This is a genomic window from Ruegeria sp. HKCCD6157, assembly GCF_013110685.1.
Classification (GTDB): domain Bacteria; phylum Pseudomonadota; class Alphaproteobacteria; order Rhodobacterales; family Rhodobacteraceae; genus Ruegeria.
Window position 1 is genome coordinate 814,115 of the sequence record NZ_WVRB01000001.1, and the last position, 26,627, is coordinate 840,741.

22 protein-coding genes are annotated in these 26,627 nt (G+C 59.3%); 12 read left to right on the plus strand and 10 right to left on the minus strand.

Annotation, left to right across the window (positions count from 1 at the left end):
• Window positions 1–18 precede the first annotated feature (18 nt).
• The 5 genes from pepT to pepN all read right to left on the minus strand — a co-directional run bounded on the left by pepT (window position 19) and on the right by pepN (window position 7,382).
• Window positions 19–1,275: a peptidase T gene (gene pepT, locus GS612_RS03765; RefSeq protein WP_171639121.1), complete on the minus strand. Its 1,257-nt coding sequence runs from the start codon at window positions 1,273–1,275 to the stop codon at window positions 19–21.
• Between the two features lie 147 nt (window positions 1,276–1,422).
• Window positions 1,423–2,934: an Asp-tRNA(Asn)/Glu-tRNA(Gln) amidotransferase subunit GatB gene (gatB, locus tag GS612_RS03770; protein WP_171639122.1), complete on the minus strand. Its 1,512-nt coding sequence runs from the start codon at window positions 2,932–2,934 to the stop codon at window positions 1,423–1,425.
• Between the two features lie 81 nt (window positions 2,935–3,015).
• Complete coding sequence (locus tag GS612_RS03775) at window positions 3,016–4,275, minus strand: hypothetical protein (RefSeq protein ID WP_253286092.1); 1,260 nt, start codon at window positions 4,273–4,275, stop codon at window positions 3,016–3,018.
• 129 nt (window positions 4,276–4,404) lie between these two features.
• On the minus strand, window positions 4,405–4,833 hold the full coding sequence (locus GS612_RS03780) for a hypothetical protein (RefSeq protein ID WP_171639123.1): 429 nt from the start codon (window positions 4,831–4,833) through the stop codon (window positions 4,405–4,407).
• Complete coding sequence (gene pepN / locus GS612_RS03785) at window positions 4,830–7,382, minus strand: aminopeptidase N (protein ID WP_171639124.1); 2,553 nt, start codon at window positions 7,380–7,382, stop codon at window positions 4,830–4,832. The genes GS612_RS03780 and pepN overlap by 4 nt, the downstream gene beginning before the upstream one ends.
• Window positions 7,383–7,587: 205 nt before the next feature.
• On the opposite strand from pepN, the gene GS612_RS03790 reads away from it, so the two are divergent.
• From GS612_RS03790 to GS612_RS03810, 5 genes are all read left to right on the plus strand, one after another.
• The gene (locus GS612_RS03790; RefSeq protein WP_171639125.1) at window positions 7,588–9,723 is read left to right on the plus strand and encodes a malate synthase G; all 2,136 of its coding nucleotides are present in this window, start codon (window positions 7,588–7,590) and stop codon (window positions 9,721–9,723) included.
• A gap of 71 nt (window positions 9,724–9,794) precedes the next feature.
• Complete coding sequence (locus tag GS612_RS03795) at window positions 9,795–10,220, plus strand: heme-binding protein (RefSeq protein ID WP_152458631.1); 426 nt, start codon at window positions 9,795–9,797, stop codon at window positions 10,218–10,220.
• 218 nt (window positions 10,221–10,438) lie between these two features.
• Entirely contained in the window at window positions 10,439–11,218 is a 780-nt protein-coding gene (locus GS612_RS03800) for a gamma-glutamyl-gamma-aminobutyrate hydrolase family protein (protein ID WP_171639126.1), read from the plus strand.
• Between the two features lie 532 nt (window positions 11,219–11,750).
• Window positions 11,751–12,221 (plus strand): hypothetical protein, encoded by a 471-nt coding sequence (locus GS612_RS03805; protein ID WP_171639127.1) that lies wholly within the window; start codon window positions 11,751–11,753, stop codon window positions 12,219–12,221.
• On the plus strand, window positions 12,218–13,027 hold the full coding sequence (locus tag GS612_RS03810; RefSeq protein ID WP_171227924.1) for an autotransporter outer membrane beta-barrel domain-containing protein: 810 nt from the start codon (window positions 12,218–12,220) through the stop codon (window positions 13,025–13,027). The genes GS612_RS03805 and GS612_RS03810 overlap by 4 nt, the downstream gene beginning before the upstream one ends.
• Window positions 13,028–13,085: 58 nt before the next feature.
• Here GS612_RS03810 and GS612_RS03815 read toward each other — a convergent pair whose 3' ends face one another.
• Together GS612_RS03815 and GS612_RS03820 are read right to left on the minus strand one after the other, a co-directional pair.
• Window positions 13,086–15,326 (minus strand): xanthine dehydrogenase family protein molybdopterin-binding subunit, encoded by a 2,241-nt coding sequence (locus tag GS612_RS03815; protein ID WP_171639128.1) that lies wholly within the window; start codon window positions 15,324–15,326, stop codon window positions 13,086–13,088.
• A 3-nt stretch (window positions 15,327–15,329) separates the two neighbouring features.
• Window positions 15,330–15,794 carry a (2Fe-2S)-binding protein gene (locus GS612_RS03820; RefSeq protein WP_152458626.1) on the minus strand — a complete coding sequence of 155 codons (465 nt, stop codon included), beginning with the start codon at window positions 15,792–15,794 and terminating at the stop codon, window positions 15,330–15,332.
• A 99-nt stretch (window positions 15,795–15,893) separates the two neighbouring features.
• Here GS612_RS03820 and GS612_RS03825 point away from each other — a divergent pair, with 99 nt between their 5' ends.
• On the plus strand, window positions 15,894–16,472 hold the full coding sequence (locus GS612_RS03825) for a TetR/AcrR family transcriptional regulator (RefSeq protein WP_171639129.1): 579 nt from the start codon (window positions 15,894–15,896) through the stop codon (window positions 16,470–16,472).
• Here GS612_RS03825 and kynU read toward each other — a convergent pair.
• Window positions 16,465–17,658: a kynureninase gene (gene kynU, locus GS612_RS03830; protein WP_171639130.1), complete on the minus strand. Its 1,194-nt coding sequence runs from the start codon at window positions 17,656–17,658 to the stop codon at window positions 16,465–16,467. The genes GS612_RS03825 and kynU overlap by 8 nt on opposite strands.
• A gap of 174 nt (window positions 17,659–17,832) precedes the next feature.
• Between kynU and GS612_RS03835 the strand changes: the two genes are divergently transcribed.
• The 6 genes from GS612_RS03835 to GS612_RS03860 all read left to right on the plus strand — a co-directional run bounded on the left by GS612_RS03835 (window position 17,833) and on the right by GS612_RS03860 (window position 24,558).
• Complete coding sequence (locus GS612_RS03835; protein WP_171639131.1) at window positions 17,833–18,282, plus strand: isoprenylcysteine carboxylmethyltransferase family protein; 450 nt, start codon at window positions 17,833–17,835, stop codon at window positions 18,280–18,282.
• A 129-nt stretch (window positions 18,283–18,411) separates the two neighbouring features.
• Complete coding sequence (locus GS612_RS03840; protein WP_171639132.1) at window positions 18,412–19,983, plus strand: Re/Si-specific NAD(P)(+) transhydrogenase subunit alpha; 1,572 nt, start codon at window positions 18,412–18,414, stop codon at window positions 19,981–19,983.
• Between the two features lie 13 nt (window positions 19,984–19,996).
• Entirely contained in the window at window positions 19,997–21,451 is a 1,455-nt protein-coding gene (locus GS612_RS03845) for an NAD(P)(+) transhydrogenase (Re/Si-specific) subunit beta (protein ID WP_171639133.1), read from the plus strand.
• A 160-nt stretch (window positions 21,452–21,611) separates the two neighbouring features.
• Complete coding sequence (locus GS612_RS03850; protein WP_171639134.1) at window positions 21,612–21,968, plus strand: VOC family protein; 357 nt, start codon at window positions 21,612–21,614, stop codon at window positions 21,966–21,968.
• A gap of 107 nt (window positions 21,969–22,075) precedes the next feature.
• Window positions 22,076–23,353 (plus strand): DUF3422 family protein, encoded by a 1,278-nt coding sequence (locus tag GS612_RS03855; RefSeq protein ID WP_171639135.1) that lies wholly within the window; start codon window positions 22,076–22,078, stop codon window positions 23,351–23,353.
• Between the two features lie 68 nt (window positions 23,354–23,421).
• Window positions 23,422–24,558: an MFS transporter gene (locus tag GS612_RS03860; RefSeq protein WP_171639136.1), complete on the plus strand. Its 1,137-nt coding sequence runs from the start codon at window positions 23,422–23,424 to the stop codon at window positions 24,556–24,558.
• Between the two features lie 7 nt (window positions 24,559–24,565).
• Here the strand turns inward: GS612_RS03860 and GS612_RS03865 are convergent, their stop codons facing one another.
• The gene (locus GS612_RS03865) at window positions 24,566–25,546 is read right to left on the minus strand and encodes an ABC transporter permease (protein ID WP_152458617.1); all 981 of its coding nucleotides are present in this window, start codon (window positions 25,544–25,546) and stop codon (window positions 24,566–24,568) included.
• A complete protein-coding gene (locus GS612_RS03870; protein ID WP_171114986.1) occupies window positions 25,539–26,546 on the minus strand; it encodes an ABC transporter permease in 1,008 nt (335 codons plus the stop codon). The genes GS612_RS03865 and GS612_RS03870 overlap by 8 nt, the downstream gene beginning before the upstream one ends.
• Window positions 26,547–26,627: the final 81 nt, after the last annotated feature.

The window sequence follows — 26,627 nt, forward strand, 5'->3', positions numbered from 1 at the left end:
TTGCCCAACCAGCGGAAATCAGCCCTGATGATTGCCGCCTGCCTGTGCTGCCTTGGTCACAACCGAAAGGCACAGCTCAGTCGCCAGTGCCATGTCTTGTACTGAGATCCATTCCATCGGTCCGTGAATGCATTGCATCCCAGTGAACAGGTTGGGGCAAGGGGTGCCGAATTCGGTCAGGCGCGACCCGTCGGTGCCGCCACGGATCGGGACGGACAGAGGTTCGATCCCCAATTCGCGGCAGGCATCGCGGGCCAGATCGACCGGTGTCATGTCATTTTCCAGCCAATAGCGCATATTGCGATACTGATGGCTGATCTCGCAGGTGATATTTGCGCGTGGTTCGGTGGCCTGTACAGCGGCACACACCTGACGCACGATGTTGCGCTGGGCTTCCAGTGCGTCCATTTCGAAATCACGCAGGATCAGCTTGATCTCCATCTCGGACGAGCCGCCATTCATGTCGGTGACATGGATGAATCCCTCGCGCCCATCGGTGGTTTCCGGGGTCATGGTGGCCTGAGGTAGCGTTTGAACGATTTTTGCAGCCAGATGTGCTGCGTTCACCATTTTGTCTTTCGCCAAACCGGGATGGATCGAAACGCCTTCGATCTTGATCACCGCACGGTCGGCTGAGAAGCTTTCGTACTCGATCTCACCGACTTCCTGACCATCCAGCGTATAGGCGAAATCCGCGCCCAGATCCTTGGGCAGCTGTTCGGTTACACCGCGCCCGATCTCTTCATCCGGGGTAAAGGCGATGCGGATCGGTCCGTGCGGAACATCCGGGTTTTCGATCAGGTGCCGAGCCATGGTCATAAGAATCGACACGCCCGCCTTGTCATCCGCACCCAGCAGGGTTGTACCCGAAGCGGTGATCAGGTCATGGCCAATTTTCTCGGCCAGATAGGGGTTTTCTTCCGGTGACAGGACCAGATCAGGATCGTCTGGGAATGAGATATCGCCGCCATTGTATCCCTTGATCACCCGTGGCTTGACGCCTGTGGCGTTGAACTGTGGGGCGGTATCCACATGCGCCAAAAAGCCCACTGTCGGCCCCGGAGCGGTTCCGGGAATGGTCGCAACCACTACGCTGTCGCCTGTGATCTCGATATCCTGCGCGCCGATCTGGGTCAGTTCATCGCGCAACAGGTTCAGCATGTCGAACTGGATTTGCGTGCTGGGGGTTGTGGGGGAAGTCTCGTCGCTCTGACTGTCGATGGCCGCATACCGCACCAGCCGGTCTTCGAGTTCCTGATCAAATCTGTTCTGCATGATACCTCACCTTTCTGGAGGCGAAGAAAGGACGCGAACAGGGGGAAGTCAAGCCGATGGCTTGACCCCAAGTCTTAAGATTTCGTGAGAATACGATGTATACAAGTCCAACCGTAGCCGTTGGCAGACCTGTACACATCAATCGGGTTACGAGCCCAGCTTTTTGCTGACCAATTCGTTCACGGCCTTCGGGTTCGCCTTGCCTCCGGTCGCCTTCATGACCTGGCCCACGAACCAACCCGCCAGTTTCGGGTTCACTTTGGCCTTTTCAACCTGTGCCGGGTTGGCAGCGATGATTTCATCCAGAGCAGCTTCGATGGCGCCGGTATCGGTCACTTGCTTCATGCCGCGGTCTTCAACGATCTGCGCGGGATCACCGCCTTCGGTATAGACGATTTCGAACAGGTCTTTGGCGATCTTGCCCGAAATGGCATCCGACGAGATCAGATCGATGATCCCACCCAACTGTGCCGGGGAAACCGGCGAGTCGGTGATGTCGTGGTCTTCTTTTTTAAGACGGCCGAACAGTTCGTTGATCACCCAGTTCGCAGCCAGTTTGCCGTTGCGACCCTTGGCGACTTCTTCGAAATACGCGGCAGATTCCACCTCGGCGGTCAGAACCGATGCGTCATAGTCGGTCAGGCCAAACGCGCTGATAAAACGTGCTTTTTTCTCGTCGGGCAGTTCAGGCAGCTTCGCGGCGATGTCATCGACCCACGCTTGTTCGATTTCCAGCGGCAGCAGATCAGGGTCGGGGAAGTAACGATAATCATGCGCCTCTTCCTTGGACCGCATCGAGCGGGTCTCACCCTTGTCCGGGTCATACAGGCGGGTTTCCTGTTCGACCTCACCACCCCCTTCGACGATGGCGATCTGGCGGCGGGCTTCGACTTCAATCGCCTGCTGGATGAAGCGCATCGAGTTCATGTTCTTGATCTCGCAGCGCGTGCCCAGATGCGAAAAATCCTGTGTTTCCTGATACTTCTCATAGGCGCCGGGCAAACAGATCGAGACGTTCACATCGGCCCGCAGGTTGCCGTTCTGCATGTTGCCGTCGCAGGTGCCCAGGTAACGCATGATCTGACGCAGCTTGGCGATATAGGCCGCGGCCTCTTCCGGCCCGCGAATGTCGGGGCGGCTGACGATCTCCATCAGGCAGACGCCGGTGCGGTTCAGGTCGACGAAGGACATATGCGGATCCATGTCGTGAATCGACTTGCCCGCGTCCTGCTCCATGTGAATACGCTCGATCCGCACCTTGCGCGCGGTGCCGTCGCCCAGTTCGACCAGCACTTCGCCTTCGCCCACGATGGGGTGATACAGCTGGGAAATCTGATACCCTTGCGGCAGGTCGGGGTAGAAGTAATTCTTGCGGTCAAAGGCCGATTTCAGATTGATATCCGCCTTCAGGCCCAGTCCGGTGCGCACTGCCTGTTCCACGCAGTATTCATTGATCACCGGCAGCATCCCCGGCATCGCCGCGTCCACGAAGGCCACGTTTGAATTCGGCTCGGCCCCGAATTGGGTGGATGCACCCGAAAACAGCTTGGCATTGGATGAGACCTGAGCATGCACCTCCATCCCGATCACCAGTTCCCAATCGTGCTTGGCCCCGGCAATGGTTTTGGGTTTGGGCATTTCGTATGTCAGATCGAGCATGGCGCGCCTCATTTCCGCAGAAGTCTAAGCCTGCGTATTAGGCCCGGGAGGGCCTAGGGGCAAGGGGGAATCCTGTCGTGTTCAGTTCTGGGAAAACCGCAGGCCCGACGGTGTGAATGTCACATCCATACCGCTGCGCAGTTCTTCCCGGAACAGATCCGAGATGGCGCGCAAGGCATCGCGCTGACCGCGCGCTGCAAATCGTTCGGGAGAGTTTATGCGGACGGAATTGTTGAAACCGTTGGCCGCATGCGCCCAGATCAACGGGTGCAATTCCGTCAGGTGATCGCGGATAAGCCGGTTTGCCGTGTCGCGCATCTGCGAACGGACAAGGTCGGCCTGATCGTTCAGGCCAAATCCGTTCTGGACGGTGATCGCGCAGTAGGATGACAGCATGTTGATCATCTGCTGATCGGGTCGCAGGCGCAGGATATCGCGCAGACCTTCAAGGAAATACTCGATATCGACGCGGGCACAGGCCTCTTCGTCCAATGCGATGGCGTCGAACTGAACCCATGTGTATCCGCCCGCGCCCCAGATATCCTGTGTCCTGGCGGCTGTACGCAAGGCTTGCAGCTCCAGCTCTTCGTAGCTGCCGAACCACCGGGGCAGAAGGTGGCTGCCCATCGCGCGCATGTGGCGCTGATTGCATGGATCCAGCGTGATCAGCCGTTCGTATTCTTCGGCCACCCGCGCGTTGGATTTGCGCTGACCAGCCAGCAGCGCACATCCGGTCGCTGCAATCAGGGGGCTGTCGGGAGCATCCTTTCTGCATTTGGGCAGGATTGCTGCGGCCCGGTCGAAATGCGCGGCGCAGCGTGACCGGTGTAAAGGTGGCAGCGTCGCGTCCGAGGCCGTTCCGCGCCATGCCCACGCCAAATCGATATGGGCAAGGGCAACGACGGTGGCGATCATCGGGTCATCAGGGTTGTCCGCCATCTCGCCTTCAAGTTCCGAGATGCCACCCAACAGGTCGTAATCCGAGATGGCCGCGCCATCCGAGAGCGCATGTTCAGCGGCCAGAACAACGTCCGATCTGGCACCGAAGGCCAGCAGATCTGCCACCGGCATACCATCTGCAACGGCGGCGCGATCCTGATCAGCCACGCGCATTTCCTGCGACAGCTCTGCCCAGCGGTCCTGCCGGGCGAGATAGCGGCCATGTGCGATCGTGGAATGTCCGATCAGATCATCGCCCCCGGGTTTTGCAACGGGAATATTGAGCTGACCCTGCTCGGGCAAGGCGGCCGCAAGCGCGGATTTCGTCGCGCACAGGTCTGCTGAAGCATTTGTAGGACTGGCTGTGGATGGGGCGAACAGTGCCCTTAGCGACCGAAACATGGCGAAACTCAAAACTGAAAAAACTGATAACTGACACCGAAGTCTGGCGGGATATCGGGTTCAAATCAAGTAAATTGCCGAATAATTTTCCTTTTTAGTGTCCAATTCACCCTTCAATGGTCCAGTGTTTCAGAAAACGGTGAAATGATGCCGTTCCACGCGAATTCCGGCTTGTTTCAGAAGGATTTCCAAATCCAGATGCGCCGGAAGCGACTCATCCGGCAGACGGATTCGTTTGCCGGAATGCAAAACAATCGACACTCGAACCGAGAAATCCCAACGGGTGTCAAAGCGGAAATGGTCGATGTCGCGCAGCGCGACCTCTGCCTGCCGGTTCCCCGTGAACCAGCTCAGTGCATCCTGATCCAATTGCATGCCCGCGCGGGTGTTCTGAACCACGTCCCAAAGTGCGGGCAGGGTGGCCAGGGACAGCAGCCCAGCGATCCACCAGGCCGCGTCAAACAGGACAACCAGCGCCAGCAACGCCGCATAAACACCGGCCAGGATGGCCAGCGTTCGCAAACTCCGGTTGCTGCGGGCGAAGCTGTAAGGCGTCATGCGCCGAGGATGCGGGACACCATTTCGGTCGTGTCCCGCGACAGGTTCGGTGTTTCCGCGATGCGGGAAAGCTGCGCACGCATCAGGGCCTGACGATCCGGATCATACCGTTTCCAGGTCTGGAACGCCGAGCACATTCGGGCCGTGGTCTGTGGGTTCACCGGGTCCAGACGGATCAGCCAGTCGGCCAGCAGGGCGTATCCGGCGCCATCCGGTTGGTGGAACCCTGCGTGGTTCATCGCCAAGGCCCCCATGACGGCGCGGAACCTGTTCGGGTTTTTCCAGTTGAAATCCGCATGCTCGGTCAGGGTCGCGGCAATTGCGGGCGTCGCTTCGGGCGCTGCCATCGCGACTTGCAGGCCAAACCACTTGTCCATGACCAGCCGGTCGTGCTGCCACTGGTCGGAGAAGGCATCCAGCTGCGCCTCGCCCTTGCGGGCGCGTAAAAGGCAAGACAGCGCCGTCAGTTGCAATGTCATGTTGTCTGCCTTGTCGTACTCCTCGGCCGCCATCGCCCCGCCGTCAAGACGAGAGGTCAGTGCCAGCGCAGCGCTGCCAAGTGCCCGTTTGCCGGACTGCTCGGCGTCCGGGCTGTAGGGGCCGTCCACCAAAGCCTCACTGTGCAGGCGGGGCAGCAAATCCTGTACGGTCTGGGCTGTTGCCTGCCGGAACGTTTCCACCGCGGCCCAGATCGCCATGGGGTCGGGCGTGTGGCCACGGTCATGCAGGGCCGCTGCCAATTCCGATTGTGTCGGCAATCCCAGCATCAACGCACGATAGGCCGGGTCCAGTTCGTCATTGCGCAGCACAGTCAACAATCCGTCAAGGTAATCGGTATCCGGTACCGCATCCTGAAGGATCATCCGCATCAGGGTGTCCTGCGCCAGATCCCGTCCTGCCTGCCAACGGTTGAACGGGTCCGTGTCATGCGCCAGTAGAAACGCGCGTTCCGCGTTCGACTGGTCATGTTCCAGAATGACAGGTGCCGAGAAATCGCGCAGGATCGATGCTGTGGGTTTCGCCGCCAGGCCAGTGAACGCAAAGCTCTGTTCGGCCTGCGTCAGTTCCAGCACTTCGGTCGCGCGAACCTCATCGCCGTTGGGCCCAAGCAGGCCGACTGCAACCGGGATGACCTGAGGCAGTTTCTCCTCCTGTCCCGGCGTGGGATCGGTTCGCTGTTTCAGCGTAAGCGTATAGGTGCCGTCGGCCCAGTCTTCCTGAACCCTGATGCGCGGAGTGCCCGACTGGCTGTACCAACGTTTGAATTGTGTCAGATCGCGCCCGGTGGTGTCTTCGAAAACCTTCAGCCAGTCCTCGATCGTGCAGGCCTGACCGTCATGGCGTTCAAAATACAGATCAAGCGCCTTGGCATAGGCCGCATCCCCGACCAACCGTTTCAGCATGCCGATGACCTCGGCGCCCTTCTCATAGACGGTGGCGGTGTAGAAGTTGTTGATCTCCTGAAAGCTTTCGGGGCGCACTGGATGCGACAACGGACCGTTGTCCTCGGGGAACTGTCGGGCACGCAGGTCTATGGCATCGTGGATGCGCTTCACCGGGGCCGAGCGCATGTCCGAGGTGAATTGCGCATCCCGGAATACTGTCAGACCTTCCTTGAGGCACAGCTGGAACCAGTCGCGGCAGGTGATGCGGTTGCCGGTCCAGTTGTGGAAATACTCATGCGCAATGATCGCCTCGATCCGTTCGAAATTGGCGTCGGTCGAAGTTTCGGGGCTGGCCAGAACGGCCGACGAGTTGAAGATGTTCAGCCCCTTGTTTTCCATCGCGCCCATGTTGAAGTCATCGACGGCCACGATGTTGAAGACGTCCAGATCGTATTCACGGCCATAGACGTCCTCGTCCCATTTCATCGACTTCTTCAACGCCTCCATGCCGAATGCGCATTTCCCCTCGTCTCCGGGACGGACCCAGAGGTTCAGTTCGACGGTGCGACCTGACCTGGTGGTGAACTGACCGGGATGTGCGATCAGGTCTCCGGCGACCAGAGCGAACAGATAGGCGGGTTTGGGCCATGGATCGACCCATTCCGCCCAGCCATCGCCCTTGCCCGACGGGTTGCCGTTCGACAGCAGAACCGGCAGGTCGCCATTGATCCGAACGGTGAAGGTGGATATCACGTCGGGCCGGTCGGGATAGAAGGTGATCTTGCGGAACCCCTCGGCCTCGCACTGGGTGCAGTACATGCCGTTCGACATGTACAGACCTTCCAGCGCAGTGTTGTTGCCGGGGTCGATTTCAACCTCGGCTTCCCACAGGAACGGTGCGTCCGGGACATCTGCGGTTAGCCCCTTGTCGGTCACGTCTGGCGTGATCTCGGCCCCGTCAATGGCGGCGCGGATCAGTTTCAGTTCTTCCCCGTGCAGAAAGAATGTGCGGTCAGTGGCGTCAGGATTGGGCCGGAACGCAATGCGCGAGGTGACGCGCGTGGCGTGCGCGTCCAGATCAAAGGTCAGGTGCACGCTGTCCACCAGATAGCCAAACGGTGTGTAGTCTTTCAGGTAGATCGTGGTAGGGGCAGCGTCGCGCATCTTGGGCCTCGTATCGTTCGGGACTGGCGCGACGTTAGGGGCTTCGTTCCGGCGCTGCAACCGGCCCTGCCATTGCCTTGAGGTTTTTGAAACAGCTTCAAGCCGAAGCGAATGCCCCAAATGACGGGATGAAAGTTGCCTATCGGAAACTTTCCGCCTAAGTCACAGTGCATACAATGGCGCACAATTGCAGGAGAGCAGGAATATGACGGACAGACAGACCCTGAGCGGACTGCAGATCGATCCGGTTTTGGCTGAGTTCATCGAGACGCAGGCGCTGCCGGGCACGGGCGTCTCTTCGCAGAAGTTCTGGGCCGGCATGGCGCGGATGGTGAACGAACTGGGGCCGAAAAACCGTGAGCTGTTGGCCAAACGGGCCGAGATCCAAAGCCGCATCGATGGGTGGCACATGTCCCGAAAGGGGCAGAACACCGATGCCGCTGAATATGAGGCTTTCCTGAAAGAGATCGGGTATCTGGTCGAAGAAGGCGACGAATTCCAGATTGAAACGGCCAATGTCGACCCCGAGATCGCCCTGACCCCGGGCCCGCAACTGGTTGTTCCGATTACCAATGCACGCTTTGCCCTGAACGCGGCCAACGCGCGCTGGGGCAGCCTTTATGATGCGCTTTACGGAACGGATGCAATGGGGGATCTGCCGGCAAGCGGTGGCTATGATGCGGCGCGCGGCGCGCGGGTAATCGCGTGGGCCAAGGCGTTTCTGGATGATGCCGTGCCTCTGGCGTCGGGATCATGGGCGGATGTCAGCGAATTGGGTGTCACCGACGGTGCGCTGACCCCTGCGCTGGGCGATCCCGCCCAATTTGCCGGGTTTGGCGGTTCGGCGAACAAGCCCGATTTTGTGCTGTTGAAAAACAACGGTCTGCACATCCAGATCATGATCGACCCCACAAGCAACATAGGCGCGACCGATCCCGCGGGCATCGCGGATGTCCGGCTGGAATCCGCGCTGTCCACCATCATGGATTGCGAAGATTCGGTTGCCTGCGTCGATGCTGCCGACAAGGTCGTGGCCTATGGCAACTGGTTGGGCCTCATGAAAGGCGACCTGACCGAAGAGGTCACCAAGGGCGGCACAACGTTCACTCGGAAACTGGCCGAGGACCTGAGCTTTACCACTCCGTCGGGTGATCAGGCCAGGCTGAAAGGCCGGTCACTGATGCTGGTGCGCAACGTGGGTCACCTGATGACCAACCCGGCCGTGCTTGACGCAGAAGGGCGCGAGATCGGCGAAGGCCTTATGGATGCTCTGTGCACCACCCTGATCGCCATGCACGACCTGAAGCAAGACGGGGGCAATTCTGTCGAGGGCTCTGTCTATGTGGTGAAGCCCAAGATGCACGGACCCGAGGAAGTCGCGTTCTCGGTCGAGATATTCGACATGGTCGAAGACATTCTGGGCCTGCCGCGCAACACGGTGAAACTGGGCATCATGGATGAGGAACGCCGCACCTCGGTCAACCTCAAAGAATGCATTCGCGCCGCAAAATCACGGGTCGCCTTTATCAATACGGGTTTCTTGGACAGGACAGGCGATGAAATTCATACCTCGATGGAGGCCGGTCCGATGCTGCCCAAGGGCGACATCAAGAATACGCCATGGATTGCGGCCTATGAAGATCGCAATGTCGATATTGGTTTGGCCTGTGGCTTGAAGGGCAAGGCGCAGATCGGCAAGGGCATGTGGGCCATGCCGGATCGCATGGGCGATATGCTTGAGGCCAAGATCGGCCACCCGATGGCTGGAGCGACATGTGCCTGGGTGCCGTCGCCCACGGCCGCGACCCTGCACGCAACGCATTACCACAAGGTCGATGTGCTGGCCCGTCAGGACGAGCTGGCCGCAGGCGGCGCACGTGGTACGTTGAAGGATCTGTTGACCATCCCCTTGCTGGCTGGGCGCAATCTGAGTGACGAGGAAATCACGCGTGAACTTGAAAACAATGCGCAGGGTATCCTCGGCTATGTCGTGCGTTGGGTCGATCAGGGCGTGGGCTGTTCCAAGGTGCCCGACATCAACGATGTCGGCCTGATGGAAGACCGCGCGACGTGCCGGATTTCGTCGCAGGCACTGGCCAACTGGCTGCATCACAGCATCGTGGATGAAGCTCAGGTCATGGCCGCACTGCAAAAGATGGCCGCTGTCGTGGATCGCCAGAATGAAGACGATCCGAATTACACACCGATGGCGCCGGGATTTGACGGTATCGCCTTTCAGGCCGCATGCGATCTGGTGTTCAAGGGCCGGGTTCAGCCCTCGGGCTATACCGAGCCGGTCCTGCATGCGCGCCGTCTGGAATTGAAAGCCAGCCAAAGATAACACCGACAAAAGGCCACAGACTGATCGTTTGCGGGCTTTGTCGAACTTCAATCTGACGAGAGGACCTTCAGATGTCAGTTTCCCTACGCAAGGCCCGCACCATCATCCGAAAAACCCTGGAAAAGGGCCGAGAGATGGAGTTGAAGCCGCTCTCCGTCGTGGTTCTGGACGCCGGTGGGCATGTTATTGCGTTCGAGCGCGAGGATGGTGCAGCACCGGGCCGGTTCGGGATTGCGCAGGGCAAGGCCTATGGGTCGGTCATGCTGGGAATGGCGGGCACCGCGCAGATGCAACGCGCCGAAACACAAGCCTATTTCATGGCCTCTGTTAATGGCGTCTATGGTGGTCAGGTCGTGCCTGTTCCGGGTGGCGTGTTGTTGCGTGATCGCAAGGGGGCCGTGATCGGCGCCGTCGGGGTTACCGGAGACACATCAGACAATGATGCGCTGGCCGCAATGGCGGGAATCGAGGCAGCCGGCCTGATCGGCGAGATTTGACAAGAACGTTGTATTTACACGTCTTTCCGGCCAAGCGGGGAAATTATCCTTCGCTTGGCTGCATTTTGGAAAATGTTTCCAATTAATAAGAGCGGATCAGAACGTACAGTGCGTCTTCGAACACGTCCCTGCGCTTTCATGCAGGGCGTGTATTCTTGCACGTTAAAACCGCTGCCGCTAGCTTCCTTGACAGGCACAACAACAGCAGGGAAAGCGGAATGTCTCGGCCTGTCGTCGGTATCATCGGCAACTCGTACCTCATGAACGATCAATACCCCACACATGCTGGGGGAACGATGAATTCGGATGCCGTGGCCAATGTGTCAGGATGTCTTCCGTTGTTGATACCCGCAGATCCGCGTTACGTGTCGGTCGGTGAGTTGCTGGAGGTCTGTGACGGCTTTCTGCTGACAGGCGGTCGCCCGAACGTGCACCCGGAAGAATACGGGGAACCTGCAACCGATGCACATGGCGAATTCGACCGGGCACGCGACGCCATAACTCTGCCGTTGGTTCGCGCCTGCGTTGAAAGGGGGCAGCCGTTTTTGGGCATCTGCCGGGGGTTTCAGGAAGTTAACGTTGCCATGGGCGGAACGCTTTATCCCGAGATCCGCGATCTGCCGGGGCGGATGAACCACCGGATGCCGCCCGATGGAACCTTGGAGGAAAAGTTTGCTCTGCGCCATGTGGTGACACTGGAAAACGGCGGCGTTTTCCACAAACTGTTCGGCGCAACCGAGGTCATGACCAACACCTTGCACGGTCAGGGCATCAAAACGATTGGGCAGCGCGTGGTCATTGATGGCCATGCACCGGACGGGACGCCCGAGGCGATCTATATCAAGGATGCGCCCGGCTTTACCTTGTCGGTTCAATGGCACCCGGAATGGGATGCGATCAATGACCCGGTCTCGCGCCCCCTGTTCGAAGCCTTCGGTGATGCGGTTAGAAACTGGAATTGTAGCAATCGTTCTGCAAGGCTAAGGCAATCTGCTTGACCGGCGCCAGCGGGCTGCCCTCGATTCCCCGTCTCTGAATCGCAACATTCGAATATTTGTTTATGAGACGAGCCCAATACCCTTGTTTATCCGCCAGCAGGTCTGAATGCTTGCCCCCGATGCCACGAAACGGTGCGAGATTGAGATATGCAAGGATCAACCCAAAGGCGATTGTGTTCAGTTAGGTTTCTCGCAGCGACATTTTTGGCAACTTCCGGTTTCGCAGCTGAAGTGATGGCGCAGCAGTGTGGTTCTTTAGGTGAGTTGCTCTACATCGGACGCACGCGTGATTCAGCATCCTCCGTTTGGTTGTCTGCGACTGAGCAAGGCGGTTTTCGTTTGGAAGCCGCGCAAGGCAACACAACGGTGGACACGTGGAACAAGTCTAGCAGAGGCGTTCATCTAAGCTTTTCACCCTTTGTCTCAAACGGAAATGGTGGAGTGCACCGATTGTTCGAAATCGGTGGAGCACCAAATGGCAAGGATTGCCTGATCGATACGCAAAACCAACAGAGAAACTGGAGCTTGCCCGGTGGAGGTGGTGGCGGAGGCGGTTCAGGTGGCTCTGGCGGCGGCTTTGGCGGTGGTGGCGGTTCCGGTGGCTCTGGCGGCGGCTTTGGCGGTGGTGGCGGTTCCGGTGGCTCTGGTGGCGGCTTTGGCGGTGGAGGTGGCTCAGGTGGCTCTGGCGGCGGTTTTGGCGGCGGAGGCGGTTCAGGCGGCTCTGGCGGCGGCTTTGGCGGTGGAGGGGGCTCAGGCGGCTCCGGTGGCGGCTTTGGCGGCGGTGGAAGTTCAGGTGGCTCCGGTGGTGGAGGTGGTTCTGGTGGCTCTGGTGGTGGTATTGCCGGAGGTGGAACTGCGGCCGCTATACCTCGTACTCGACCACAAAGTGCTGCTGACGGGGCATACGCTGTCGGTGTTGAGTGTGTTGACGCAGCGACGGGTAAACTTGACGCGGCATTATGTGATCCCTCTGTTACTGCTCCTATTGTGGGCCCTCCTTTGACCGAAGGCCGAGATCTCGCGCCGCCGTCCACATGGAATGTATGGACAGATTTCACCTATACCGAAATCGAAGACACGCGCGGGGTCAGAGAAGTCGACATAAATGACAACTATTTTGCGGCGGGGTTCGACAGGCTTGTCAGGCCGGACTTGGTCGTTGGATTTCAGGTTGAATATGAAAACCTTGATGTCGAAGGGTTTCAGGGTCAATTCAGACAAGACACTAAAGGGCTTGCTGCGGGCCCCTATTTTGCCTGGCGCATGTCCGAGAGATGGGTGCTGAATGGACTGGCGACCTTCGGCGAGTTTTCGACGGATGTGAACGTGCTGGGGTTAAGTGGCGATTTCGACCGGACCCGGTGGCGAGCCAATCTGGAGGCGATCGGTCAGTACGAGGCCGGGAATTTCCTGTTACGTCCGTCGATTGCCTATGACTATTACAACTACAGCGCAGAAGACTATGATCTGAGCGGCACCGTGGCAGGTGTTCCGGTCAACATAGTTGGCGAAGTTGCTTCAGCGAGTTACAGCGCCTTAACACCAGAGTTGGAAATCAGCAGGCCATTTGTCACTTCGCGATCGATCGTGTCTCCGTTTGCGACGCTGAGCGCGACCTATTGGTTCGACCGTGAAAATGTTGGATTAGGCGCTGGATCGCAGACCGACTTGACTTGGGCCTCGCGCGTGGGGGTGCGCGCGCGCGCGAGTGAGGCCGTTTTTGTCGAGGCGACACTGGGATATCTGAGTTTGTTCGAAGATGATCTGGACACGACCGAAGCGTCCATTTTTCTTTCTGTCAGCTTCTGATCCTCAAGGGGCGAAAAAGGAAAGCGCCGCCTCAAGTCAAAAGGCGGCGCCAAGACGTTCAGGTCAATAGGTTGAACTGATTGATCAGCGGAAGGGAACGTGCGCGCTTGCCCGTCAGGTCGAATAGCGCATTGCCAAGTGCCGGCATCGAAGGCGGTGTTCCGGGCTCGCCCGCACCGCCCATATGCCGATTGGTTTCCAGCACGCGCACCTCGACCTGCGGGGCTGTGTGCATCCGCATCGCGTCATAGTCGGGGAAGTTGAACTGCTCGACTTCGCCTTCCGCAAAGGTGATCTCGCCGAAACATGCGGCAGACAGGCCGTACATCATGCCGCCGAACATCTGTGCCTTGACGTTTTCCGGGTCCAGCGCCAGCCCCATGTCGCAGGCAATCCAGGCCTTGCTGATGCGGATGGTGCCGTCTTCGTCGACCACTTCGATGACCTGGGCCACCGGGGTGCCGAAGCTGTATGTGAAGGCCACGCCCCGACCGACGCCTTCGGTCGTCTGACCCGTCCAGCGTGACATTTCCTTCACGGCTTCCAAACATCCCGCCGACGGCGCGTGTTCGTTCTTCATCAGGTCCAGCCGGAACTCCAGCGGGTCACGGCCTGCGGCATGAGCCATCTCATCCATGAATGTCTCATGAAAAAAGCCGTTATGGCTGTTGCCGACCGAGCGCCAAAACCCCACGGGAACAGCCAAATCAGCAATGTGGCCGCTCATGCGGTAATTCGGTACCGCGTAGGGCTGGTTGAAGAAACCTTCGACCAGCACCTTGTCAGGGCCGCCGCCGGGGAACCCGGTGTAGCGCTCGACCGCCTGTTGGGTCGGAGATTGGGCCGCGACCTTCCCGTCAATGAGCACGGCTTTGCCGTCCTGAACCGCGCCGCGCATCCGGGCGATGGCGCCGGGGCGGAAATAGTCGTGACGCATGTCCTCTTCGCGGCTCCAGGTCGTCTGAACCGGTGTGCCGGGCATGGCCATGGCAACCTTGGTTGCGATTTCGCCGAAATCCAGTTCGCCCCTGCGACCAAACCCGCCACCCAGATAGGTGGTGTGGATTTGGACGGCTTCGGTATCCAGACCGGCAGTGTTGGCGACGCGGAACTGAATAAGTGTGGGGGCCTGGTTGCCGCACCAGAGTTCCAACGCATTTCCCGTGTAGAGCGCGGTGGCATTCATTGGCTCCATCGTTGCATGGGCCAGATAGGGCACGCGATACTCGGCGGTGATTTCAGTGGCGTTCTCCGGGCTTGCGCTGACATCGCCGTCGTCGCGCATGGTCGAGTTCGGTGCGTCGTCAAACGCCTCGGCGATCCTGGCAAAGATCTCTTCGGTTTCCGGCGGATAGGGCGCGTCGCCCCAATCGACATCAATGGCCTCGACTGCCTGGTTGGCCAACCATGTGTTGCTTGCGATCACGGCCACGCCTGTGCCCAGATCGACGACCTTCTCAACCCCGGGCATGGATCTTGCGGCGCTATCGTCAAAGCCGTTCATCGCGCCGCCCAGTTTGGGGTTCATTCGCACGCTGGCGAATTTCATGCCGGGCAGGCGGACATCGACGCCGAATTCAGCGGTGCCCGTCGCCTTTCCCACCATGTCGAGACGCGGTTGGCTTCGGCCCAGATAGCGCCATTCAGACGGGTCTCGCAACGGTACCTCAACCGGTTCCAGCCCGGCGGCATCCTCGGCAAGCATTGAATAGGCGATCTTGTCGCCGTTGGGGGCAATGACATGGCCTGACGCCGTTTTCAGATCCGAAGGATCGACGCCCAACCGGTCTGCGGCAGCGCGTTTGAGTGTTTCACGGGCCGAAGCACCGGCTTGCCGCATCCGGTCGAACCCATCTTTCATCGAGGTCGAGCCACCGGTGACTTGCAGGCTGAGCGTCTTGCCCAGAACACCCAGTGCCTCGCCCAGATTGTGCTGGAAATTCGAGATATCGTATCCCTTGTTCGGCAACCCTTCGCCCACAAGGGCCGAATTGTAATAGGCCGCCGCAGCAGGACCATGCAGAACGGTGATCTGATCCAGATCGACATCCAGTTCCTCGGCGATCAGCGCGGCCCATGTGGTTCGGACCCCCTGACCCATTTCCGCGCGGGGCGCGAACAAGGTGACGCCGTTCTGGTCAATCAGCACAAACGGGTTCAGTGCTGCCTCTCCTTCGCGGGGTTTCAAGGGGTTGGCTGCGGGGCGGGTCACGTAATAGGCCCCGAAGGCCACGCCGCCAACGATCGCGGCAGAGCCGATCAGGAACGTACGGCGGAGGATTTTTCCAACGGAAGCCATTGCTTACGCCTCCTTCAGCTTGGATGCCGCGTCATGGATTGCTGCGCGGATAAGGGGATAGGTGCCGCAGCGGCACAGGTTGCCCTGCATCGCTTCGTCGATGTCTGCGTCAGTGGGGTCCGGGTTTTCCGCCAGCAATGCCGCGGCCTGCATGATCTGGCCGGACTGGCAGTATCCGCACTGCGCGACCTGATGATCAATCCAGGCCTGTTGGATCGTGGCCAGCGCGTCCGGCGAGCCGAGCCCTTCGATCGTGGTCACGTCACCCCAGACATCCGACAGCGCCACCTGACACGAGCGCACGGCCTCGCCATCGATATGCACGGTGCAGGCCCCGCATGCGGCCACGCCGCAGCCGAACTTGGTGCCGGTCAGCCCGACCTCATCCCGCAGAACCCAAAGCAGGGGGACGTCATCAGGCAGATCCACCTGATGTTGCTTGCCGTTGATCTTCAGGGTCGTCGCCATGGCGCACCTCGTGTTGCTGTGGCTGGTTTCTGACATAATTGTATGAAAGTGTCAGGATGTCAATTGACAAATTCGACAAAAAATGTCAGGGCTTCGGATATGAAAGATAATGGTGACGGCTCACGGCAACAGGCGATCCTGAACTCGGCGTTTCAGGCGTTTTCCACTTATGGATACCGAAAGACCTCGATGGACGATATCGCGCGCGGCGCGGGGATGTCTCGGCCGGCGGTGTATCTGCATTACAAGAACAAAGAGGCGATCGTCAGCAAGCTGACCGAGCTGTACTATGCCGAAAAGAGTGTTGCGGTGGCCGAAGCGCTGGCGACGCAAGGGTCCGTGCCCGAGGTTCTGACCCGCGCAATTCAGGCGCAGACCGAGGGGATGGCAAAAATTCTGGCCTCGCCCCACGGGCTTGAAATGCTCGACAACACAAAATCCCTATCTGGGGAAATCATCGCGGCGGGTGAGGCCGAGCTGGCCGCGCTCTATGCGGACTGGCTGACGCAACAGGAAAAGGCGGGCCGGGTTCGCCTGCTGGCTGACGCGGCAGAGATCGGTCGGACGATCACGGCCACGCTCAAGGGGCTGAAGCTGATTGGCGCCGGCGCGGAGGTCTATGAACAGCAGGTCGCACAGGTCGCGGCCCTTTTCGGCGCCGGACTCGAAGTCAGGTAACGCGCTGACGGATCCTGTATTCGGGCGTGTCCCACAGGCGGTTCTGCATGATATCGGCCATAATCCCGACGGCGCGTTCGACATCGCCTTCGTCGATATACAAAGGTGTAAAGCCGAACCGCATTATGTCGGGTGCTCGAAAATCTCCGATCACGCCACGGGCGATCAGGGCCTGCATGGCGGCATACCCTTCCTTGAAACGGAACGAGATCTGGCTGCCACGCTGCTGCGGATCACGGGGGCTGGCCAGTTGCAGATCCGGGCAGGTTGCCTCGACGCGTTCTATGAAAAGCTCGGTCAGTTCAATCGATTTGGCCCGGACGTCGGCCATGTCCGCCAGATCCCAGATGTCCATCGCAGCCGACAAGGCCGTCATCTGGATGATGGGCGGCGTTCCCACCCGCATCCGTTCAATGCCGCTGCCGGGGCGGTAGTCGAGATCGAAGGCAAACGGCGCTTCGTGCCCCAGCCATCCGGACAGGGCGGGGCGGGTGCGTTCCGCCAACCTTGGCGCGACATAGATGAAGGCTGGCGCGCCGGGGCCGCCGTTGAGGTATTTGTACGTACACCCGACCGCGAAATCGGCGTTGCACCCTGAAAGGTCCACGGGGATGGCCCCCGCGGAATGGGCCAGATCCCAGACCGTTACCACACCGTTGGCATGCGCCAGTTCGGTCAGCGCCCTCATGTCGTGCATCCGACCCGAGCGGTAATCCACCTCAGTCAACATAAGAACAGCGACCTCTTCGGTGATTGCGCCGGCCACGGCTTCGGGATCAACGACGCGCAACTCATACGCGTCCCCAAGCGAGCGCAGCAAGCCATCCGCCATATACAGGTCCGAAGGAAAGTTGCCGTTGTCGGACAGAACCACTCTGCGATCCGGATTCAGTTCAAGGGCCGAGGCCACGGCCTGATAGACCTTGATCGACAAGGTGTCTCCGGTCACCACACTGCCGGGCTCTGCTCCGATCAGGCGGCCAATCCGGTCACCAAGCGCGGTGGGCAGGCCCATCCAACCAGCCTTGTTCCATCCGGTGATCAGCATCTGGCCCCATTCGTCGGTCAGCATCCGTTGCACTCGGGCACCGGCTGATTTCGGCAGGGGGCCCAGAGAGTTGCCATCCAGATAGATGACGCCCTCTGGCAGGTCGAACATGGCTTTGGTTGCCGCAAAATCAGTCATGAAGGCTCGCTAACTCGTGTGAACGTCGGTGATTGCTATTGAGGTAGTCGATCCGCGATAATGAGTCCATGCGATGCGACATACTGGTCTTTTGCCATTTTGGCTCAAAAGCGGTAGGACATCGCGCAGAAGCGACATGTGCTTGATCTTGTCGTCATTCAATGAGGGCTTTGCATGCGCTGGATGGACGTTCCGCCGGTTTGGTTGATTGCTTTTGCAGCTCTTGCCTGGTTGCAGGCCAAGTATCTGAAGCTGGGTCTGTCGCTTGAGGGTGGTTTGACGGATCTTCTGAGCGGGGTGTTGATCGGAGGTGGAATCCTGATGGCTGTTCTGGCGGTGGTCGAATTCCGCCGTCACAAGACAACCGTCATCCCGCATGAAACCCCGTCATCGATGGTGCAATCCGGTATCTACAAGCGCAGTCGCAATCCGATCTATGTGGGCGACGTTCTGATTCTTGCGGGTCTTATCCTTCGGTTTGATGCCGTCCTGTCCCTGGTTGTTGTGCCAGTCTTCGTCTCGGTGTTGGAGCGTCGCTTCATCCTGCCGGAAGAAGACCGCCTGCGTCGTACCTTTCGCGCCGACTTCGCGCGTTACGAACGCAAGACACGGCGCTGGATTTAGGGTGGAGTCCGCAATGACATCACGTCAAAAATGCTGCGCTTGCGAAATAATGTTGCGCAGGATACATCTTTGCTTAACAAAGAATACCGATCACCCGCTCAGACCGAGTAAGAATTAGGGGGACTGCCAGTGAAGATAGGCACGCCAAAGGAAATACTGGACGGCGAGAACCGGGTCGCGATGACACCGGACTCGGCCGTGCAACTGCAAAAACTGGGCTATGAGTGCCTGATCGAAAAAGGCGCAGGTGCTGCCGCCGGTTTTTCGGACGCGGCGTATGAGGCTGTGGGCGTTGAGGTTGTCAAGACCGCGGCATCGCTGTGGAAGGCCGCAGATATCATCGCCAAGGTTCGTATCCCGACCGAGACGGAACTGAAGCGTCTGACCAAGGGCAAGACGCTGATTTCCTTCTTCAATCCTGCCGGAAACGAAGAAGGAATGGAACTTGCCAAGTCCAAGGGCGCAAATGTGATCGCCATGGAAATGGTGCCGCGTATTTCCCGGGCGCAGAAGATGGACGCGTTGTCGTCGATGGCCAACATTGCCGGCTACCGCGCCGTGATCGAAGCCGGCAACAACTTTGGCCGTTTCTTCACCGGTCAGGTGACTGCGGCTGGCAAGGTGCCGCCTGCGAAGGTTCTGATCGTCGGGGCCGGTGTTGCCGGGCTTGCCGCGATTGGCACTTCAACCTCGCTGGGTGCAATCACCTACGCGTTCGATGTGCGCCCGGAAGTGGCCGAGCAGGTCGAATCGATGGGGGCAGAGTTCGTCTATCTGGACTTCGAAGAAGAACAGCAGGATGGTGCGTCCACCGGTGGGTATGCGTCCGTCCAGTCAGAAGAGTTCCGCAATGCGCAGCTGGCCAAGTTCCGAGAGCTGGCCCCGGAAATGGACATTGTCATCACGACGGCGCTGATCCCCAACCGTCCGGCGCCCAAGCTGTGGCTGGAAGACATGGTCAAGGCAATGAAGCCGGGCTCGGTCATCGTTGACCTTGCGGCCGAGCGCGGCGGAAACGTTGAAGGCACCTTGCCGGACGAAAAGGTCGTGACGCCCAACGGCGTGACCATCATCGGCTATACCGACTTCCCCAGCCGGATGGCGGCGCAGTCTTCGTCTTTGTACGCGACAAACATCCGTCACATGATGACCGATCTGACGCCTGAAAAGGACGGTCAGATCAACCACGACATGGAAGATGACGTGATCCGCGGCGCGACCGTGACCTATGAGGGTGAGATCACCTTCCCGCCGCCGCCACCCAAGGTGCAGGCGATCGCGGCGCAGAAAAAGCCCGAGGTCAAGGAACTGACCCCGGAAGAAAAGAAGGCGCAGGAAATCGCGGCCTTCAAGGCGCAGACCAAGCAGCAGTTCACCCTGCTGGGTGTCGGGGGCGCGCTCATGCTGCTGGTGGGGCTGATCGCTCCGGCCAGTTTCATGCAGCACTTCATCGTCTTCGTGCTGGCCATCTTTGTGGGCTTCCAGGTGATCTGGAACGTCGCACACAGCCTGCACACTCCGCTGATGGCGATCACCAACGCGATCTCGTCGATCATCATCGTCGGGGCTTTGATGCAGATCGGATCGGGGTCGTTCCTGGTCATTCTGCTGGCGGCACTGTCCGTTTTCATGGCCGGGATCAACATCTTCGGCGGTTTCCTCGTAACCCGGCGCATGCTCGCCATGTTCCAGAAATCTTAAGGAGGCCGGGCACATGGATTATGGCTTCACCACTGCCGCCTATGTTGTTGCGGCTGTCCTTTTCATCCTTTCGCTCGGCGGCCTGTCGAACCAGGAAAGCGCCAAGCGCGCGGTCTGGTATGGCATCGTCGGTATGGCGCTGGCGGTATTCGCCACGCTGGTTGGCCCGGGCTCGGGTCTGTGGCTTCTGTCGCTGCTGCTGATTGCGGGCGGTGGTTTCATCGGCCAATATGTTGCGCAGCGCGTCCAGATGACCGAGATGCCGCAGCTTGTTGCGGCGATGCACTCGCTGGTCGGTCTTGCGGCCGTGTTCGTTGGCTTCAACGCGCATTTCGAGATCGGCAACGTGGCACAGGTCATGGCCATTGCGGACAGTGCCAGCCAGGCGGATCTGTCCGATCTGGGGTCTTTTGCCAAGCTGATTGCCAAGAAAACCCCGGCTGAACTGGCAATCCTGCACGTGGAACTGTTCCTGGGCATCTTCATCGGTGCGATCACCTTTACCGGGTCGGTCGTAGCTTATGGCAAGTTGGCGGGCAAGGTGACCTCGGCAGCGACAAAGCTGCCCGGTGGCCATGCGCTGAACGCGGCGGCGGCGGGTCTCTCGCTGATCTGCCTGTTCTGGTACACATCGACAGGCGGTCTGTTCCCGCTGATCCTGATGACGCTGGCGGCGCTGTTCATCGGCTATCACCTGATCATGGGTATCGGCGGCGCCGACATGCCGGTGGTGGTGTCGATGCTGAACAGCTATTCGGGCTGGGCGGCTGCGGCGATCGGTTTCTCGCTGGGCAACGACCTGTTGATCGTGGTCGGTGCGCTGGTGGGCTCGTCGGGTGCGATCCTGTCCTACATCATGTGCAAGGCGATGAACCGCCATTTTGTCAGCGTGATCCTTGGCGGTTTTGGTGGCCCGCAGGGCGAACAGATGGCCGTTGAAGGCGAACAGATCGCTATCGAGGCTGATGGCGTTGCTGCGGCTTTGAACGACGCGGACAGCGTGATCATCATTCCGGGCTATGGGATGGCCGTGGCACAGGCGCAGCAATCGGTTTCCGAACTGGTGCGCAAGCTGCGGGCCAAGGGCAAGAACGTTCGTTTCGCAATCCACCCCGTGGCGGGCCGCTTGCCGGGCCACATGAACGTTTTGCTGGCCGAAGCGAAGGTGCCGTATGATATCGTTCTGGAAATGGACGAGATCAACGACGACTTTCCGGACACCGATGTGGCCATCGTCATCGGTTCGAACGACATCGTGAACCCGGCGGCGCAGGAAGATCCCAACAGCCCGATCGCCGGAATGCCGGTTCTGGAATGCTGGAAAGCCAAGCAGGTGTTTGTCTCGAAACGTGGTCAGGGCACTGGGTATTCCGGCATCGAAAACCCGCTGTTCTTCAAAGAGAACACCCGCATGTTCTATGGCGACGCCAAGGAATCGCTGGACAAGCTGCTGCCGATGATCGATTGATCGTCGCGTTTGATCAGATTGCAAAGGGCGCCTTTGGGCGCCCTTTTCGTTTTGAGTGTGCATGGGGGCGTTGCCCCCAAACCCCCAGGATATTTCCAGCCAGATGAAGCAGGCGGAGTGTGGTAGTCTGGGGGGCGGCACAGATGGCAGGAGGTCGAGGATGGAGAAAGTGAATGGTATTGGCGGAGTGTTCTTTCGCGCCCGCGACCCGAAAGCGCTGAGCGCCTGGTATGAGAAGCACCTGGGCGTCAATCATTATGACCCCGTGCCCTGGAAGCAGCGTGAAGGCTATACGGTCTTTGCGCCATTCGCGGAGGACACCGAATATTTCGGACGGGCCGATCAGCAGTGGATGATCAATTTTCGTGTCGATGACTTGGGCGCGCTGACGGCGCAGCTTGAGCAGGCTGGAATCACGGTGGAAACCAATCCTGACTGGGACAGCGAAGTAGGAAAATTTGCCCGCATCCATGATCCCGAAGGCAATCCCATCGAGCTGTGGCAGCCAAATCAATGAGATAGCAGGGTTGTATACCGTTGTATCCCTGTAAGTATATGAAATAAAAAGAGAATTGATGTATCAATTATGTGCCGTATAGTGCGCGTGACGAGGCGGAGCCACACATGACACCGATAGACGACCATCCCCTTCGCTATGCGCTGGCAAATGAACTGCATGCTCGACCGTTTCCGGTCGCGTCAATGCCCTGTACGGTGGTCTTTCTTGCGATCAAAAAGTCCGAGGCCGCCGTGGCGCGCGATCGACGTGCGGATTTGGCTCACTTGATCGACCTGCTGGATCGCCACGGCGCGCAGCACCCTCGGCCGGACGCCACGCATTACGCGGGCCAGATTGGCCGCCATTGGTTGAAGTGGGAGCAGCATACCGAATTCGTGACCTACACGGCGATCGCGCAGAATGTGAGTGATCGCGCCTTTGATCCGGCTGACTTTGAGGTCTTTCCGCCCGATTGGTTGATGGCCAGTCCTGGCCAAAGGGTTACGTCAGTATTGATGCGCGTCGTTGAACGCGACAGTGACGACTTGGTGAAGTCGAAACTGCTGGATTGGTTCGAGCCGGAAAGCCTGGCCGTGTCCAGGGTGTTGGACGATGCAGCGGTTTGTGCCAGTGATTTTCGGATCGATCCGGCAGGTCACATGCGCTTTGCCTTGTTCGTGGCCGAGGGCACCGGACGGCGCCGGACGGGACGGATTATTCAGCGTCTTTGCGAAATAGAAACGTATAAGGCGATGTCGATGCTGGGTTTTGCGCGCGTCAAGCAGCTGATGCCGCGTATCGGAGAGCTGGACGGGCAACTCACCCGATTGATGGGGCAGATGACCGGCAACTCGGCGCAGCCTGACGCGCTGTTACAGGATTTGCTGGCAACGTCGATCGAGCTCGAGACATTGTCGGCCCGGTGTTCTTTCCGTTTCGGAGCTACGGGGGCGTATGAGGCCATCGTCAACCAGCGGATCGAAGTGTTGCGAGAAGAACGTTTCGAGGGTGGTCAGAATTTCGCTGACTTCATGATGCGCCGATATGACCCTGCAATTCGCACCGTGAAATCCACGGAACGCCGGCTTCAGGCCTTGTCTGATCGGGCGATCCGCGCGGGTGAGTTGCTGCGGACAAGAGTGGATGTGGAACGCAGCGCACAAAACCAGGCGTTGCTGGAAAGCATGGACCGTCGGGCTGATCTGGCACTGCGCTTGCAACATACGGTCGAGGGGCTTTCCGTGGTTGCCATCAGCTATTACGCGGTTTCGCTGGTCAGCTATCTTTTTTATCCGCTGACGGCCTCTGGCATCAGCAAGGGCATGCTGACGGCAGCGGTTACGATCCCGGTTGTCGCCGGGGTGTGGTACTCGGTGCGACGCATTCGCAAACGGCTCGGTTGAGCAGCAATTGCCAATGTTCGTCTGACCTGTAGAACAGCGGCATTGGGCAAGCAGAGCGAGGGCTTGGAATGATAAGCATAGTTGCAGCATGGCGCTCTGTCGCCGCCATGTTCATTCTGAATGGTGCCCTGTTCGGAATCTGGGCGTCGCGCATTCCCGCCATACGTGACCGCTTGGAACTGTCCCATGAGGCGCTTGGATATGGCCTGTTGTTCATGGCTGCGGGGGCTGTCTGCTCTTTCCCGATAACCGGGCGGCTTACGGATCGATTCGGCGCAGTTGCAATCACCCGGATCATTGCGGTTCTGTACACGGGGTCGCTGATCCTGCTTGCCATGGCTGATGGGCTTTGGGGGCTGGCAGTGTTCCTTTTTGTCTTTGGCGCCTTTCACGGGTCGATGGATGTTGCAATGAATGCATGGGCCGCCGAGGTAGAGCAGGCATATGACAAACCCGTTATGTCCTCGTTCCACGCAATGTGGAGCCTTGGGGCCGGACTTGGCGCGCTCAGCGGGTATGTCGCGGTTCAGATGGGGCTGACGGTTCTTGTGCACTTCCTGTTGGCGGGTGGCGTGGTTGTTGGCCTTGCGCTTGCGTCATCCTGGGTAAGCTGGACTTCGCGCCAATCCCAAGGGCCTCAGAGTACGGTTTTCGCCTTGCCATCCGGGGCGTTGATACTGGTTGGCATAGCCGCCTTGTGCGGGGCATTGGGCGAAGGGGCCGTCGCGGACTGGAGCGCGATATATCTGCGTGACATTGCGGGGGCGTCCGAAAGCGTCGCTGCCTTGGGCTATGCGGTGTTTTCAGTGACCATGGTGGCGTTTCGACTTGCAGGCGCGCTTGTCATCACCCGGTTCGGTCCGGTCGTTTCCGCCCGGTTCGGCGGTATATGCGCGGCTTTGGGCGTATTCACGGTGGTTTCAACAGCAACGATCCTGCCCGTGCTGGCCGGCTTTGCCTTGATGGGAATAGGTTATGCCGTGATCATGCCGCTGGCATTCAGCCGGGCGGCCAGCGATCCAAATGTGCCGCCGGGGCAAGCCATCGCAAGTGTTGCGACATTGGGGTATGGGGGGCTGTTGATCGGTCCGCCGTTGATCGGCTTTTTGGCCGAAGTGTTCGGCCTGCGTCTGGCCTTCGCTGTGCTGTTGCCATTGGCCGTTCTGATCGTGCTGTTGGCCGGCGCGCTGAGGCGCGCCGACTGAACTTGTTTCAGCGTCCGCGAATGCGGGGATCCAGCGCATCGCGCAGACCGTCACCCAGATAGTTGACGCTCAGGACAGTCAGCGAGATTGCCAGACCAGGCCAGAACACACGCTCGGGGTATTGCTGTAGATAATCGACTCCGTCGAACAGCAGGCGGCCCCATGTCGGGAAGTCGGGCGGAAAGCCCAGACCCAGGAAGGAAAGCGCGCTTTCGGTAATGATCGCCGTCGCAATCCCCAGCGTCGCCGATACCATGATCGGAGACAACACGTTCGGCAGGATATGCCGCGTGATGATCTGAGTGTTGCTGGTGCCGATGGACCGGGCCGCCAGAACGAATTCACGCTCTTTGATGGCCAGCACGTCACCCCGTACGATCCGCGCCGTGGGCATCCACGAGGTGATACCGATGGCGCAGACGATCAGGATGAAGATCCCGCGCTCCAGCCCGAACGCGGCCGACAGGGGCTCGCGGAACAGCAGCATCATGACCAGCAACAAGGGCAGCAGGGGCAGGGCCAGAAACAGGTCTGTCAGACGCATGAGCGGACCATCCAGCCGTTTGAAGAACCCGGCCAGAACACCGATGAACGATCCCAGGAACAGTGCCAGCAGCATCGCGGTGATGCCCACCGATACCGAGGTTTGACCGCCCGACATCATGCGCGCCAGAATATCCCGGCCCAGTTGGTCGGTGCCGAAAGGATGCGCCCAGCTTGGCCCCTGATTGCGGGCCCGGATATCGATCTGCGTTGGATCAATGCTCCAGAGATAGGGGCCCAGATAGACGCCCGCCACGATCAGGATAAACAGCACCGCACCCACCATGGCGCCCTTGTGCGTCTTGAACTGATCCCAGACGTCGCGCCATTGGCTGCGCGGCGGGGTCGTGAGTTCCTCCATCACATCAGCGGTTGGCAGCGCGGTGGATGCCGGGGCCAGACCTTCGTCGGGGATCAGCGTGTCTGATTTGTCGTGATCAGTCATAGCGAATCCTCGGGTCCAGAATGCCATACAGGACGTCGGCGATCAGGTTGAACAGCACGATCAGCACGGCAAAGATGAAGGTCAGGGTTTGCACCATCGGCAGGTCGTTGGCCTGAATGGCTCCGATCAGCAACTGGCCGATACCATTCACCTTGAAAACCTGCTCGGTGATGATGGCGCCGCCGAAGATGGCCGGAATGCCCAGTGCAATGACCGTGACCACGGGGATCATCGAGTTCCGCAGAACGTGGACCATGACCACGGTGTATTCGCTGAGCCCCTTGGCGCGGGCGGTGCGGACGTAATCCTGGTTGAGATTGTCCAGCATCGAGGCGCGCATGAAACGGCTGAGCTGTGCGGTGATCTGCAACGCCAAAACCATGACCGGCATGATCATCTGCTTCAGCTGCACGACGAAGCTGTCCCAGCTGTTGACCACATGCGTGGTGTCATAGATCGACGGGAACCAGCCCAACTGGACTGAAAAGATCACGATCACCAGAACGCCCGAGAAAAACGGAGGGACCGAGAAGCCGACCATCGACACGAAGGTGCCCATCTGGTCGAACCAGGAATACTGGCGATAGGCCGAATAGATGCCGATGGGCAGCGCGATCAGGATGGCGACAACATAGGCGGTGCCGACAACCCACAGGGTCTGCGGGATACGCTGAACGACGATGTCCATGACGGGCGAGCGGGTCTGCCAAGATATCACGCGCAGGTCGCCTGCGGAAAAACTGGTGCCGAAGATGTGGTCGATCAGAACCTGCGGTTCGATCCAGAAGAATTGCACGATCCATTTCCAGAACCGGATATGCATCGGCTGGCCAAGGCCGAGCGCCTCGCGCATCTTCTCTTTGACTTCGGGGGGAACGGTGAGCGGAACCTGCGCCATCGGATCGCCGGGTGCGAGTTCGAGGAGCAGGAAGATGACGAGGCTGATGAACAGCAGCGTTGGAACGGCCAGCACCAGTCGTCTGATTGTGAAATTAAGCATTAAGAGGCGCCTTTATATGCGTCTTCTTGTTGGGGTGGGATGCAAATGACCGCGCCCCGATAACGATCGGGGCGCGGTTTT

What these genes read in the sequence shown, in the direction of transcription:
- GS612_RS03845 (WP_171639133.1), top strand. Translation starts at nt 19,997, where the DNA reads ATGGATTATGGCTTCACCACTGCCGCCTATGTTGTTGCGGCTGTCCTT.
- GS612_RS03825 (WP_171639129.1), top strand. Translation starts at nt 15,894, where the DNA reads ATGAAAGATAATGGTGACGGCTCACGGCAACAGGCGATCCTGAACTCG.
- GS612_RS03860 (WP_171639136.1), top strand. Translation starts at nt 23,422, where the DNA reads ATGATAAGCATAGTTGCAGCATGGCGCTCTGTCGCCGCCATGTTCATT.
- GS612_RS03855 (WP_171639135.1), top strand. Translation starts at nt 22,076, where the DNA reads ATGACACCGATAGACGACCATCCCCTTCGCTATGCGCTGGCAAATGAA.
- GS612_RS03820 (WP_152458626.1), bottom strand. Translation starts at nt 15,794, where the DNA reads ATGGCGACGACCCTGAAGATCAACGGCAAGCAACATCAGGTGGATCTG.
- GS612_RS03780 (WP_171639123.1), bottom strand. Translation starts at nt 4,833, where the DNA reads ATGACGCCTTACAGCTTCGCCCGCAGCAACCGGAGTTTGCGAACGCTG.
- GS612_RS03775 (WP_253286092.1), bottom strand. Translation starts at nt 4,275, where the DNA reads ATGTTTCGGTCGCTAAGGGCACTGTTCGCCCCATCCACAGCCAGTCCT.
- GS612_RS03870 (WP_171114986.1), bottom strand. Translation starts at nt 26,546, where the DNA reads ATGCTTAATTTCACAATCAGACGACTGGTGCTGGCCGTTCCAACGCTG.
- GS612_RS03865 (WP_152458617.1), bottom strand. Translation starts at nt 25,546, where the DNA reads ATGACTGATCACGACAAATCAGACACGCTGATCCCCGACGAAGGTCTG.
- kynU (WP_171639130.1), bottom strand. Translation starts at nt 17,658, where the DNA reads ATGACTGATTTTGCGGCAACCAAAGCCATGTTCGACCTGCCAGAGGGC.
- GS612_RS03815 (WP_171639128.1), bottom strand. Translation starts at nt 15,326, where the DNA reads ATGGCTTCCGTTGGAAAAATCCTCCGCCGTACGTTCCTGATCGGCTCT.
- GS612_RS03850 (WP_171639134.1), top strand. Translation starts at nt 21,612, where the DNA reads ATGGAGAAAGTGAATGGTATTGGCGGAGTGTTCTTTCGCGCCCGCGAC.
- GS612_RS03800 (WP_171639126.1), top strand. Translation starts at nt 10,439, where the DNA reads ATGTCTCGGCCTGTCGTCGGTATCATCGGCAACTCGTACCTCATGAAC.
- GS612_RS03795 (WP_152458631.1), top strand. Translation starts at nt 9,795, where the DNA reads ATGTCAGTTTCCCTACGCAAGGCCCGCACCATCATCCGAAAAACCCTG.
- GS612_RS03790 (WP_171639125.1), top strand. Translation starts at nt 7,588, where the DNA reads ATGACGGACAGACAGACCCTGAGCGGACTGCAGATCGATCCGGTTTTG.
- pepN (WP_171639124.1), bottom strand. Translation starts at nt 7,382, where the DNA reads ATGCGCGACGCTGCCCCTACCACGATCTACCTGAAAGACTACACACCG.
- gatB (WP_171639122.1), bottom strand. Translation starts at nt 2,934, where the DNA reads ATGCTCGATCTGACATACGAAATGCCCAAACCCAAAACCATTGCCGGG.
- pepT (WP_171639121.1), bottom strand. Translation starts at nt 1,275, where the DNA reads ATGCAGAACAGATTTGATCAGGAACTCGAAGACCGGCTGGTGCGGTAT.
- GS612_RS03835 (WP_171639131.1), top strand. Translation starts at nt 17,833, where the DNA reads ATGCGCTGGATGGACGTTCCGCCGGTTTGGTTGATTGCTTTTGCAGCT.